General features: G+C 72.0%; 9 protein-coding genes. 6 read left to right on the forward strand and 3 right to left on the reverse strand.

Going from position 1 to position 13,182, the window contains the following annotated elements:
- A partial coding sequence (locus tag CUT39_RS15000) for an HNH endonuclease signature motif containing protein (protein WP_100447949.1) occupies nt 1-1,353 on the reverse strand: 1,353 nt, incomplete at its 3' end.
- Between the two features lie 340 nt (nt 1,354-1,693).
- Nucleotides 1,694-3,772, reverse strand: coding sequence for an FUSC family protein (locus CUT39_RS15005; protein ID WP_157930704.1), 2,079 nt, complete (start codon nt 3,770-3,772; stop codon nt 1,694-1,696).
- A gap of 57 nt (nt 3,773-3,829) precedes the next feature.
- On the opposite strand from CUT39_RS15005, the gene guaA reads away from it, so the two are divergent.
- Complete coding sequence (guaA, locus tag CUT39_RS15010) at nt 3,830-5,374, forward strand: glutamine-hydrolyzing GMP synthase (protein WP_100447952.1); 1,545 nt, start codon at nt 3,830-3,832, stop codon at nt 5,372-5,374.
- Between the two features lie 31 nt (nt 5,375-5,405).
- Nucleotides 5,406-6,317, forward strand: coding sequence for an NUDIX hydrolase (locus CUT39_RS15015; RefSeq protein ID WP_100447954.1), 912 nt, complete (start codon nt 5,406-5,408; stop codon nt 6,315-6,317).
- On the opposite strand, the gene CUT39_RS20415 is transcribed toward CUT39_RS15015, so the two are convergent.
- The gene (locus CUT39_RS20415; RefSeq protein ID WP_157930705.1) at nt 6,314-7,561 is read right to left on the reverse strand and encodes a phosphatidylserine decarboxylase; all 1,248 of its coding nucleotides are present in this window, start codon (nt 7,559-7,561) and stop codon (nt 6,314-6,316) included. The two genes, CUT39_RS15015 and CUT39_RS20415, sit on opposite strands and share 4 nt — an antisense overlap.
- 238 nt (nt 7,562-7,799) lie before the next feature.
- Here CUT39_RS20415 and CUT39_RS20420 point away from each other — a divergent pair, with 238 nt between their 5' ends.
- The 4 genes from CUT39_RS20420 to pcrA all read left to right on the forward strand — a co-directional run bounded on the left by CUT39_RS20420 (nt 7,800) and on the right by pcrA (nt 13,172).
- A complete protein-coding gene (locus tag CUT39_RS20420) occupies nt 7,800-8,915 on the forward strand; it encodes a Cys-Gln thioester bond-forming surface protein (RefSeq protein WP_198587160.1) in 1,116 nt (371 codons plus the stop codon).
- 296 nt (nt 8,916-9,211) lie between these two features.
- Complete coding sequence (locus CUT39_RS15025) at nt 9,212-10,342, forward strand: thioester domain-containing protein (RefSeq protein ID WP_100447958.1); 1,131 nt, start codon at nt 9,212-9,214, stop codon at nt 10,340-10,342.
- Nucleotides 10,343-10,587: 245 nt separating this feature from the next.
- A complete protein-coding gene (locus CUT39_RS15030; RefSeq protein WP_100447960.1) occupies nt 10,588-10,857 on the forward strand; it encodes a chorismate mutase in 270 nt (89 codons plus the stop codon).
- A 74-nt stretch (nt 10,858-10,931) separates the two neighbouring features.
- Complete coding sequence (gene pcrA / locus CUT39_RS15035; protein WP_100447962.1) at nt 10,932-13,172, forward strand: DNA helicase PcrA; 2,241 nt, start codon at nt 10,932-10,934, stop codon at nt 13,170-13,172.
- The last annotated feature ends 10 nt before the right edge of the window (nt 13,173-13,182 follow it).

Genomic DNA, 13,182 nt, shown 5'->3' on the forward strand with positions numbered 1-13,182 from the left:
GAGGTCGGCCACGTCCCCGGCGAACTCGGCCTCGAGGTCTTCGGCGCTGCGGTGGTCGGCGCACCCGCAGTCGCCGGGGTCCGGGTCGGCAGGGTCGGTGGGCTCGTGGTCGTCGTGGTGGACGATCAGTGCCCGCCCCGGGCCGGTCTTGGTCACACTCCACCCAGGAGTGTGGACCCGGCCGTGATGGAAGCGGCACAACAGAATGAGGTTGTCGGCGGTGGTCGGCCCGCCCCGCCACCATTCGACGAGGTGGTGCGCCTCGCACCAGGAGACCGGCCGCCCGCACCCGCTCCAGGCGCAACCGCCCGGCTGCTCGGCCTCGAGTTTGCGGCGCAGGCTCGCCCCCGGCAGGCGCCGGTAGGCCCCGACCTCCACCGCCTCGCCGGTGGTGTAGTCGAACACGATGGGGACGACCCCGGCCTCGCAGGCCAGCAGGCGCGCCTTGGCGACCGAGACCGGTCGGCCCTCCAGCAGCGGGACCCGCCCGGTGTCCTCGCCCCGGAGGGTGGCGAGGTCGGCGGTCAGGTTGAGGGTCGCGGTGTGGCCGTGGCGGGTCGGGGCGGCCGGACCGGCCCCGTAGACGGCGATCATCTGGTGCAGTGCCTCGGCCCGGCGGTTGGCCGCCGGAGGGAGCACCCCGTCCTCGTCGGTCTCGTCTTGGCGGGGTGGGGGGACGGCGGTTTCGAGGTATTTGGCGAACAGCCGCCCGGTGTCGGCGGCCACCACTCCGTCGATCGTCCACATGCCGTTGTCCTGTTCGACCAGATCGAGTCGTTGGAGGGACTGCTCGGACAGTCCGTCGAGGAGGGTCTGGCCGTTGTCGAGGGCGGTTTGGAGTTCGTCGAGGTGGCGGTGGAGGTCGCTGACGGGCGCGTGTACGCAGTATTGGGCGATCAGGTGCTCGGGGGTCGGGCAGGAAGCCTCGGGGTCGAAGGGGGAGGGGATGGGTTCGGGGTAGGGGGTCTTGGCGTAGAGGCGGAGGGCGCGGACGCGTTCGAGGCGGCGGACGGCGGCCGCGATCGGGCCGATGCCGGCTGCTCCGGTGCGGGCGGTTTCGGCGAGGTGGGTGAATTTGCGGGAGGTGCGGGCGATGGCGGCCAGTTCGGTGGCGCTGGCCGGTCCGAAGTCGAAGGTGTGCATGAGCCAGTCGCGGAGGCTGGAGAAGCCGCCGAAGTCGCGGTGGATGCGCCAGGTCTGGGCCTCGATGACCTGGTCCAGGGCCTGGGCGTGGAGGGCGTTGACCGCGGCGGCGGCTGAGTTGAGGTGGGTGTGGATCGCCTGCGCTTTCCGGCTGCGCTCGTCCCCGGTCGCCTCGGTCATGGTCGGCACCCCCTCTCGTTGGTCGAACATTCGGTCGTTTTCGGCTCGTTCGTGCTATATCTCCATTCTCCCAGGACATGGCCGTTTTGGCATCACCCGTACGAGTGAGAGAGTCCTCATGTTCGACACCGAATCGACTGCGGTGCAACCGAACACGAGGAATCTTCACGATCGACCCGGACCGGTCCGCCACGGCCCCAACGCCACCGAAGGCCACCCGGCCACGAGCACCCACCTCCACCGCCCACCCACTCCTTCGTCGCCGCCTCGGTGCAGCGCGGCCATCCGGATGCGGCATCCCGCCTATGCACCCGCGGCCGTTGCCGGGCTCCCCAGGCGACACCACCCGCGGTCGACCGCACCACGAGCCCTACGGCCGACCCCAGCCGGCGATCAGCAGCCCGACGTCGTCCAAAGCCTCCACCAGGTTGTCGATCTCCCAGCGCAGCACGCTCCTACGCGCCCTGGTCTCCGCATCCCCCTCGGCCAGTTCGGCATCGAGCCTGCGTGCGGCTTCGGCCAGATCCACCGGCAGCGGCGGCGGCTCGCCCCCGGCCAGCGCCGCAAGCCGCCGGTACGCCGCATCCACCGACTGCGCGAACGCCTCCACACCCGGCAGCGGCGCGGCCTCGCCGCTACTACCGGCGCTGGCGTTGACCGCCACCAGCGCCCGCGCCGCCCGCGACAGCGCCTCCTCGGCACCGAGCGCGTCGGCCGACAGCGGCCCCGGCCCGCCCACCGGCTCGGCCTTCGCCTGGTCGGCGGCGGTGGCGAGCGCGGCCCGCTTCGACCGGACCCCGTCGATGACCGCGTGCGTCAGCTTCGCGTCGTAGTCGGCCGGATTCGCCTGCCGGCCGAGCGCGAGCCGCGCATAGTCGCCGTAGGCGTCGATCAGGTCCGCCAGCAGGTCGCCCAGGCGGCGGGTCTGCCAGGTCGGCACCAGCATGTAGAACCCGATCGAGACGGACGCGCCGATCGCGGTCGACGCCGCCCGGTCCGCCGCCGCGCCGAGGGCGTCCTGTCCGGACAGGTCGACCTGGAACACCGTGAACCCGGCGACCGCCGCGGCGAACACCAGCATCGACACCGGCCGCGCCAGATACGCCAGCAGTGCGTACGCCAGCACGGTCAAACTCAGCGACAGCGGCACGTGCGGAATCACCAGGCTCAGGCCCGAGGCGACGACGACGCCGCCGAGGGTCCCGACCGCGCGCGTGACGCCCCTGGTGAGCGTCCCGGCGAAGTCGGCTTGCAGCACCAGCCAGGCCGTCAGCGGGATCCAGTAGCCGTGCTCGAGCGGCCAGGCCAGCCCGATCGCGGTCGCCAGCGCGACCACCCCGGCGCGGCGCAGTGAGTGGTGCAGCACCGGGTCGGCCCGGTGGAAGTGGCCCGCCAGCTCCTGGAGCGATTCCCTGGCCCGCCCGGTGGCGTGGCGAAGGGCGCGGTCGGCGACGACGTCGTCCGAGCCGGTCGCGATCCTGGCGGCGTACCGCTCGGTGTCGTGCAGTGTCCGCAGCAGGCCGCCGACCTCGGCCGGGATCGTCCCCGTCGAGGTCGCCACCGGGCTGCGACCCAGGCTCTCCACCAGCTCGTCCCAGTCCAGCGCCGTCGGTCGCGGAGCGGTGATCTCGTCGGCGAAGTGGGCCAGTAGCCGCGAGCACAGCCGGAGTGCCTCGGAGTGGAAGCCGACGGTGTCCTGGTCGCGGGCGTCGGCCCGCGCTCGCGCCGATGCGACGCGCCCGATGGCGGCCGATACGGCGTACATCTGGGCGCGGGCGTCGACGATCGCCGCCGGCAGCGCCCGCCGCCGGTCGAGCTCCCGCGCGGCTTCGGCCAGCGCCTCGGTCCGGAACGGCACGTCCGGGGCGTCGGCGAGTGCGGCGGCCTCATCGGCCAGCGCCCGCCAGGCCCCGGCCAGGATGCGGCGGTCCTCGGCCCACCGGTATCGCGGCGGCAGCAGCGCCGTCAGCGCCTGGACCGCCCCGCCGGCGCCGACCGCGGCGGCGGCCGTCCACGGGTCGGTGTGGGCCGCCAGATGCTCGGAAAGGAAGAACGCCAGCCCCGACACCGTCAGTGTGATGCCGGTGTGCAGGGAGATCGAACCGAGGAGCGTCAATGCGAATCCGTACAGCGCCGCGGCCGCGACCAGCAGCACGGCGTGGTCGATCGCTCCGAGCAGCAGCCCGCCGGCCCCGGCCAGGCCGATCAGCAGCGGCACTCCCGGTTCGGTCCTGGTGCCGGGCGTCAGCAGTCCCACTCCGCCGAGCCAGGCGCCCATGATCGCCGGAATGCTCCACCCGGGGGAGTCCAGTGCCTGCACGGCCGCCATCACCGCCGCGATGCCGCAGGCGGCGCGGACTGCGGGCACCGGGGCGGCCTCGCTTGCGGTCCATGACCGCAGGTCCCGGCCGACCCGCCTGAACGACTCCGCCACACCCGGGTTCACCACACGCCCAGGCTAGCCGCGCCCCGACCTGTGAGCTCGGCGACCGGCTACGCTGGTCGCATGCAACAACCGGTGCTGGTGGTCGATTTCGGGGCCCAATACGCGCAGCTCATAGCCCGGCGGGTCCGGGAGGCCCACGTCTACTCCGAGATCGTGCCCTCGACGATGTCGGCGAGCGACATGCTCGCCAAGGATCCGGCCGCGATCGTCCTGTCCGGCGGGCCCTCCAGCGTCTACGCCGACGACGCCCCCCGGATCGACCCGGCCGTGTTCGAGGCCGGTGTCCCGGTCCTGGGCATCTGCTACGGCTTCCAGGCCATGGCGCAGGCCCTGGGCGGCGAGGTCACCAAGACCGACCGGTCCGAGTACGGGGGCACCGAGCTGACCGTCACCGCAGACTCCAGGCTCCTGGACGGCCTGCCCGACCGCCAGTCGGTGTGGATGAGCCACGGCGACTCGGTCACCGAGGCCCCGGCCGGGTTCGACGTGGTCGCGCACACCGCCGCCACTCCGGTGGCGGCGTTCGAACACCTCCCCACCCGACTGGCGGGCGTCCAATATCACCCCGAGGTGGCCCACACGCCGCACGGCCAGGCGGTCATCCGCCACTTCCTGTACGACATCGCCGGGCTGGAACCGTCCTGGACCAATGCGCAGATCATCGACGAGCGGGTCGCCGCGATCCGCGAGCAGGTGGGCGACCGGCGGGTGCTGTGCGCCCTCTCCGGCGGCGTCGACTCCTCGGTCGCCGCGGCCCTGGTGCACCGCGCCATCGGCGACCAGCTCACTTGCGTGTTCGTCGACCACGGGCTGCTGCGCGCCGGGGAGGCCGAACAGGTCGAAAAGGACTACGCGCAGTTGACCGGCATCGACGTGCGCGCCGTCGACGCCTCCGAGCAGTTCCTCACCGCCCTCAAGGGCGTGACCGACCCCGAGGAGAAACGCCGGGTCATCGGCCGCGAGTTCATCCGCACCTTCGAGGCCGCCGCCCGCGACATCGACGCCGAGAAGCACGTGGAGTTCCTCGTCCAGGGCACGCTCTACCCCGACGTGGTCGAATCCGGCGGCGGCACCGGCGCCGCGAACATCAAGAGCCACCACAATGTCGGCGGCCTCCCCGAGGACCTCCGGTTCGACCTGGTCGAGCCGCTGCGGACCCTGTTCAAGGACGAGGTCCGCGCCATCGGCGCCGAACTGGGCCTGCCCGAGGCGATGGTGTGGCGCCACCCCTTCCCCGGCCCCGGCCTCGGCATCCGCATCATCGGCGAAGTCACCCGCGATCGCCTCGACCTGCTGCGCGCGGCCGACGCGATCGCCCGCGCCGAGCTGACCGCCGCCGGTCTCGACCGGTCGGTCTGGCAGTTCCCGGTGGTGCTGCTGGCCGAGGTCCGGTCCGTCGGCGTCCAAGGCGACGGCCGCTCCTACGGTCACCCGGTGGTGCTGCGGCCGGTCGCCAGCGAAGACGCGATGACCGCCGACTGGTCCCGCCTGCCCTACGAGCTGCTGTCCACGATCTCCACCCGCATCACCAACGAGGTGCCCGAGATCAACCGAGTCGTCCTCGATGTCACCAGCAAGCCGCCGGGGACGATTGAATGGGAGTAGCGCCGGGCTCCACAGGTCGTACAGTTGAGGGATGCAATTCCGGATAGCTGCGTACGGGGAGGTACGTGACGAGGACGGACGGCTCCTTCTGACGCGACGGCGGCGCGCCGGCCGCACCGCCGGACCCTGGCACCTCCCAGGGGGCGTCATCGACCACGGGGAACCCCCCAGGACCGCCGCCCAGCGACTGGTCGGGGCCCACACCGGCTTCGAGGTCGTCGTCGCCGACCCGCTCGAAGCGGTCGCCGTCGCCAGGCGAGGCACCCACACCAACGCGATCATCTACCCCGCCGACCCGGTCGGCACCGAACCGGTCACCGACGTCGACGCGGTCGAATGGGTCGAGCCGGCCCGGGCGGCGGCCGAACCGCATTCGCCGTTCGTGGCGGCCTGCCTCGCCCTGCCCGACGACCGCCTCGCCGGCATGGTCGACAAGACGCCCACCGAACTGCGCCCCACCCCGCCGCAGAAGGCCAAGAAGGGGCGCCGCCGCCGCGGCCAGCGCTTCGGCGCCTACGGCGTCGTCGCCGACGCCGCCGGCCGGATCCTCCTGGCCCGCATCGCCGACGGGTACCCCGGCGCCGGCACCTGGCACCTGCCCGGCGGCGGGGTCGACTTCGGAGAGTCGCCGCGGGCGGCGGTCCTCCGCGAGATCTACGAGGAGACCGGCCAGGACGCCCTGGTCGGGCGCCTGCTGAACGTCACCTCGTTCCGGCACCGGCGCGCCATCGGCCCCGAGGGCTACCCGCTCGACTGGCACGGCGTCCGGGCGATCTACTCCGCGACCGTCGCCGACCCGTCGGCGGCCCAAGTGGTCGAGACCGCGGGCGGATCGACCAGCGAATCGGCCTGGTTCGACGTCGACGACCTGGACGACCTGCCGCTGTCGGCCGCCGTCGAAGACACCCTGGGAGTGGTCGACCTGAAGAAGCTCGCCGCCTAGATCCAGCGCGCGATCTCGGTCTCACCGGCCCGGACCGGCTCGCCGGGCGTCACGTGCGCCTCGGCGGCCCCGGCCGGCAGGTACACGTCGGTGCGCGAACCGAAGCGGATGAGTCCGAACCGCTCGCCCTTGGCGAGCGCGGCCCCGACCTTGGAGCGGTTGACGATCCGCCGCAGCACCGCCCCGGTGCGCTGCGCCACCACCACCCGCCCCCGCGGGGTGGCCAGCACCGTGTAGCAGGCGGCGTTGTGCTCGGACTCCGGCGAGGAGGCCTTCGAGTACCCGCCCCGCTCCACGAACAGGTCCGCGACCTCCCCGGCGACCGGGGACCGGTTGATGTGCACGTCCAGCACCGACAGGTGCGCGCTGATCCGCAGCCACTCGGCGCCCGCGTATCCGGCCGCGGCGCCGAACCGCTCGTCGACGACGGTCTCGACCGCCGAGACCCGGCCGTCCGAGGCGGCCAGGACCGCGCTCGGGTCGTCGTCCTCACCGCGAAGGTCGGCCTCCCGCTCCGGATCCCGGAAGAACCCCGCCGCCGGCAGTGCCGCCGCGGCCGGAACCATCCAGGCCTTCGAGCGCGGCCGGATCCGCTTCGCCGCCCACGCCGCGCCCAGCAGCAGCGAGGCGGCGATGACGCCGTTGGAGTCGACGTGCATGCCCGGCGTCACCGGCACCGACGAGGCGCGCCACGCCGGAGCCAGGTCCTCGGCGGGCGCGATCCCGCGCGGCTCCGGCCCGTCCGAAGCCGAACCGATCCGGAGCTTGTGGATCCGCAGCGGCGGGAGCGACCGCACGATCAGGTCCGACCCGATCCCGTACTCGGCGACCAGTTCGGCGATCTCCTCCCGCGCCGGCGCGGTCAACGTGGCGGCGAACGACAGCACTCCGCCCGGCCGCACCTTGCGGCGCAGCGTCTCGATGTCGGCGATGAACGACTCGGCCTCGACCGTCACCGGTGCGGCGAGCATCACCTGCTCGACCGGTCCGGCCTCCTCCAGACTCGCGACCACGGTCACGTTCCCGGCCGTCCACGAGCCCTCGGCGTCCAGCGCCGCCCGCAGATCCTCGACGGCGGGGCGATCGGCGACGACCGTCAACCGGTCGTCGGGCATCAGCGCCTCCAGAGCCGCGGTCAGCACCGGGTCTCCCCAGGCGGTGCCGACCACCAGGCCGCTCTTGGGGCCGCGGCGGCGGCTGAATTCGTCGGTGATGCCGCGAGAGGCGGCTTTCGAGATCGGCATATCCCAGACTATAGAGCTCGGGTGCGGACGCCCGGCCGCTGCCGCCGCACACCCGACATCTGCGACAGGTGAGACCGGACGGTGTCTAACGACCGATTCGTCATCGTACTTTCGGCGGGTTCTGCGCATCGTTCGGACCAGAACCCGCGCCCGCGGCCGGAGCCGCGTCGTTTCCCCCGTAGCAAGCCGAATCCGACCTCGCCCCGTTCAGGAGGACCGAACAGCCATGATTCGACAGTTGAGGCTCGCCCCACTCGCGGCCGGCGCCGCAGCGGCCCTGGTGGCGATCGCGCCCGGCGCCGCCACCGCCCAGGACGACGACGCCACCGTCACCGGCGACGTCGCCGTCGTCGCCGAAGGGCTCGAACTGCGCGGCGACCTCGACGGCGACCGGTTCGACGTGTGGGCCAACGTCCTCGGCCTCACGCCGCACGACTCCGACCGGACGCTCCAGGTCTACTGCATCGACATCCGCAACGACATCGACCACGATGCCACCTACGCCGAGGGCGACTGGGACTCCTCCGGCGTCCCGGGACTCGAACAGGTCCGCTGGGTCCTGGTCAACGGCCACCCCAACACCGGTGCCGCCGACCTGCTCGAGAGGGCCGGCGCCCCGGTCCCCGACCAATGGGACGACACCGAGCTGACCCGCGTCGCCTACGCCGGCACCCAGGCCGCCGTCTGGCACTTCACCGACGGCTTCGAACCCTACGACGATCCCGTCCTCGGCGGCACCGACGCCCAGCAGGACGCCGTCACCGCCGTCTACGACCACCTGGTCGACAACGCCGGCGGCCTCCCCGATCCCTCCGAGTTCTACATCGACCTCGAAGGCGTCGACGACGCCGTCTACGAGGACGGCGAGTTCGGGCCCTACACCATCCGCACCAACGCCGGACCGGTCACCCTCGACGCCGAAGGCGGCCGGCTCCTCGACGCCGACGGCGGCGAAGTCACCGGCCTCGACGACGGCGACGACTTCTACATCGTCCTCGACGAAGGCGCCGAACAGATCACCATCGGCGGACACGCCGTCTTCGACCTCCCGGTCGGCCGCGTCTTCCTCGCCGCCGCCGACGAATCGCTCGGCGCGCAGACCACCGAGGGGATGACCTCCGGCCCCTCCCAGAAACTCATCCTCGCCGAGAACCGCGAAGCCGAACTGCCCGCCGAATGGGCCTTCGCGCTCGAACTGCCCGACACCGAGACCCCGCCCGAGGAAACGAGCCCGAAGCCGCAGTTGCCGACCACCGGCACCGGCCTGTCCGCGGCCTTCGCCGCCGGACTCGCGCTCGTCATCGGCGGACTCGCCGCCATCGCGCTGGTCCGCCGCCGGGCCGCGGCCGAATAGACCCGTCGATCCCGCGCGGGGCGCTCGCCCCGCCGCCGCCGGAGCGTCCGAGCCATCTGACCCGGCTCGGGGCCGGGGACGCTCCGGCGGCTCACCAGCCCGATTGCCGCGCATGGTGCGTCCGGGGCCGCGACTTGGTCGCGGCCCCGGACGCTTGGGTTGCGCGAATCCCTCCGAGCGATGCCGAATCGTTATGAGCCGACCGCTGCCGGAAGGTGCAACCGGCACCGGGCCGGTAACGTGTCGTAGGCAGAATGAACGCGTCAATCCCTCGGAAAACCAAAGGGAATCCACACATGATCAGAAAAACCCTGAAAGGGTCGTTGGCCGCCGCAGCGGGACTCGCCCTCGGCCTCGGAAGCGCCGGCGTCGCCGGCGCTCAGGACGGCGGCGACGAGGACCCCCAGCCGACCGCCACCGGCACCTACGACAAGATCGACGACGGCATCCAACTCCACGGCCTGATCGACGGCGATGAACCGGACCGCGACCCCGCCGCCACCCTCCTCGGCCTCGAGCTCGCCGAGGACGACACCCGCCTGGTCTACTGCATCCAGATCGGGGTCCCCCTGTTCACCGAGCACGTCCACGAGGAGCGGGCCTGGGGCGACACCGAGGTCGAAGACCTGCCGCTCGTGCTCGGCGTCCTGCTCAACGGCTTCGACGGCGCCAACGCCGGGGACCTCGTCGACGCCGCCGAGGTGGCCGGCGAGGACCTCGGAGACTGGAGCGCCGAGCAGGTCGCCTACGCCGGGACCCAATCGGCGATCTGGACGCTGACCGACGGCTGGGAAATCGACGGGGACGACCCGACCGCGGCGGGCGACGGCGTCGACAACGCCGTCACCGGCATCCAGGACTACCTGCTGGACAACACCGACCCGGTCGAAGAACCCGGCATGGACCCGGAGTTCGACGTCGACGGCTCCGAGGCCGAAACCGACGGCACCACCGTCGGCCCCTTCACCGTCGCCACCAACTTCGGCAAGGTCGAGTTCCAGCAGCCCGACGGCGCCACCATCGTCGACGAGAACGGCGAGGCGATCGACGAGTTCACCGACGGCCAGACCATCTACGTCGAATTCGACGAGGCGGAGGCCGCCACCGTCACCATCACCACCGAGTCGATCACCTGGGTCACCCCGGTCGGCCGGGCCTTCGTCCCGATCGAGGGCGAGGAGACCGTGACCGGACAGAACCTCATCCTCGCCGAGGAGCACCTGCAGGAAGTCGCGGGCGAGGTCGAGTTCGAGCTCATCGTCGAGGAGGCCCCGCCCGAGGAGACCACCCCCGCCGCGCCGCAGCTCCCGGAAACCGGCTCCAGCCTGACCACGCTCGTGGGCGTCGGCGCCGCCGTCCTGGCCGCCGGCGCGGCCGCGATCTGGCTCATGCGCCGCCGCACCGCCACCGGCGGCGACTGGGGCTAGCGCTCCGGGCCACCGGCTGAGGAGACGATCGGCACACGCCCGCTGGCACCGTCGGCGGGCGTGTGTCATACTTGCGCACGTGAACCGGAACGCGCGATTTTACTTTTACTACGGCACGGGTCGTCCGAGCCGTAGGTCGTCGCGCTGACTGAGACCTACTGCCCCGGGCGAGACGCCCGGGGTTTTCTCACGCCCAGGGCCCGAACCCGGACACATGATCCGAACATTCCGAAGGAGCAGCCCTGATGTCCGCGACCACCGCCGATTCCACCGGCACCGACGAACTGGCGCAGTTGCGCGGCGAGATCGACGAGCTCGACGCCGAGATCATCCGCCTGTGGAAGCGGCGCGCCGGCCTGTCCCGACGCGTAGGCGAGATCCGCATGGCCAACGGCGGCACCCGCCTCGTCCTCGACCGCGAACGCGCCATCCTCGACAAGTACCGCGACGCTCTCGGCGACGACGGCACCCAGATCGCCATGCTGGTGCTCCGCGCCGGACGCGGACCGCTCTGACGGCACGCCGGACGAGCCGCGCCGACGGTGCCGACACGAAAGCGTCGCACCCGGCGCGGCATAATCGAACCCCTATGAACGACGCTTCCGCCGCACTGCTGTCCGGCCTCAACGAACCGCAACGACAGGCCGTCGAGCACTCCGGCTCCCCGCTGCTCATCGTCGCCGGGGCCGGCTCCGGCAAGACCCGCGTCCTCACCCACCGCATCGCGCACCTCCTGGCCGAACGCGGTGCGCACCCGGGCCAGATCCTCGCGATCACCTTCACCAACAAGGCCGCCGCCGAAATGCGCGAGCGCGTCGAGCAGCTCGTCGGCACCCGCTCCCGCGCCATGTGGGTCATGACCTTCCACTCCGCGTGCCTGCGGATCCTCCGCCGCGAGGCCCACCGGCTCGGCTGGAAGTCGAACTTCAGCATCTACGACGCCGACGACTCCCGCCGGCTGCTCACCCAGATCATCAAAGAACTCGGCCTGGACTCCAAGAAGCAGTCGCCGCGCTGGTTCGCCGCCGAGATCAGCCGGTGCAAGAACGAGCTCGTCGGCCCCGAGCAGGCCGCCGCCGTCGCCGAGGACGCCCGATCCCGCCTGATCGCCGACGTCTACGCCCAGTACGACGAGCGGCTGCGCCTGGCCGGGGCGGTCGACTTCGACGACATCATCGGCACCACCGTCCACCTCCTCCGGTCGTTCCCCGAGCTCGCCCGCTCCTACCGGATGCGGTTCCGCCATGTCCTGGTGGACGAGTACCAGGACACCAACCACGCCCAGTACGTGCTCGTCCGCGAGCTGGTCGGCACCGGCGACGACGCCGCCGAACTGTGCGTGGTCGGCGACGCCGACCAGTCCATCTACGCCTTCCGCGGCGCCACCATCCGCAACATCATCGAGTTCGAGCGCGACTACCCGGACGCCAAGACGATCCTGCTGGAGCAGAACTACCGCTCCACGCAGAACATCCTCGACGCCGCCGACCAGGTCATCCGGAACAACAGGAACCGCGGCCGGGCCGCCGAGAAGAAGCTGTTCAGCGACCTCGGCGACGGCCCGTCCATCCTCGGCCACACCGGCGACAACGAGCACGACGAGGCCGCCTGGGTCGCCGGACGCATCGACGAACTCGCCGACGCCGACCAGACCACCTTCGGCGACACGGCGATCTTCTACCGCACCAACGCCCAGTCCCGCGCCTTCGAAGAGGTGTTCGTCCGCCGCGGCATCCCCTACAAGGTCGTCGGCGGCGTCCGCTTCTACGAACGCAAGGAGATCCGCGACCTGCTCGCCTACCTCAAACTCACCGCCAACCCCGACGACACCGTCTCCGCGAGGCGCGTGGTCAACGTCCCCAAGCGAGGCGTCGGCGACCGCGCGGTCGACGAGATCGAGGCCCTCGCCGCCCGGGAGCGCATCTCGTTCCCGGCGGCGCTGCGCCGCGTCGACCGCGCCCCCGGCGTCTCGGCCCGCGCCCGCGGCGGCATCGAGCGGTTCTGCGAGATCATCGACGCCGCCGCGGCTCTGGCCGAGGAGGCTCCGCCCGAGGAGGTCCTCGAGCGCCTCATCGCCGACACCGGTTACCTCGAAGGGCTCGAGCAGTCGGGCGACCCGCGCGATGAGGGGCGGGTCGAGAACGTCCAGGAACTGGTCGCGGTCGCCCACGAGTTCACCGAGCAGGCCGCCCGCGGCGGACCCGACGACGAGGCCGACCTCACCCCCGACGTGGCCTCCTTCCTGGAGCACGTCGCCCTGGTCTCCGACGCCGACTCGATTCCCGACCCCGAGGCCGAGGACGGCGGCCAGGTCACGCTCATGACCCTCCACACCGCCAAGGGGCTGGAGTTCGACACGGTGTTCCTCACCGGCATGGACGACGGCATGTTCCCGCACGAGCGGTCCATGTCCAAGGACGGCGACATCGAAGAGGAGCGGCGCCTGGCCTACGTCGGCCTGACCCGCGCCCGCAAGCACCTCCACCTGACCCGAGCCGGCACCAGGAACGTGTTCGGCCGCCCGGAGTTCTACGCGGCGAGCCGCTTCCTGGCCGAGATCCCCTCCGGGCTCGTCGAATGGAGCGAGTCGGCCCCGCCGCTGCGGGCGGTCGGCGGCGGTAGCCCGTCGTTCGGGCAGCCGATCGCGGTCCGCAACCCGGCCGACGTGCCGTCGCTGGAGGTCGGCGACCGCGTCAACCACGACAAGTGGGGGCTGGGACGGGTCGTCGAGCTCAAGGGCTCCGGCCCTCGGGCGCAGGCCCGCATCGACTTCGGCGACGGCGAGCCCAAGTGGGTGATCCTGCGCCTGGCGCCGGTCAGCAAGCTGTAGGCCGCCGGAC

This window comes from Glycomyces xiaoerkulensis, from assembly GCF_002798405.1.
GTDB classification, from domain to species: Bacteria; Actinomycetota; Actinomycetes; order Mycobacteriales; family Micromonosporaceae; genus Glycomyces; species Glycomyces xiaoerkulensis.

Coding starts and splice junctions, on each gene's coding strand:
- guaA (WP_100447952.1), top strand. CDS start 3,830: ATGCAACAACCGGTGCTGGTGGTCGATTTCGGGGCCCAATACGCGCAG.
- CUT39_RS15025 (WP_100447958.1), top strand. CDS start 9,212: ATGATCAGAAAAACCCTGAAAGGGTCGTTGGCCGCCGCAGCGGGACTC.
- CUT39_RS15015 (WP_100447954.1), top strand. CDS start 5,406: ATGCAATTCCGGATAGCTGCGTACGGGGAGGTACGTGACGAGGACGGA.
- CUT39_RS20415 (WP_157930705.1), bottom strand. CDS start 7,561: ATGCCGATCTCGAAAGCCGCCTCTCGCGGCATCACCGACGAATTCAGC.
- pcrA (WP_100447962.1), top strand. CDS start 10,932: ATGAACGACGCTTCCGCCGCACTGCTGTCCGGCCTCAACGAACCGCAA.
- CUT39_RS15030 (WP_100447960.1), top strand. CDS start 10,588: ATGTCCGCGACCACCGCCGATTCCACCGGCACCGACGAACTGGCGCAG.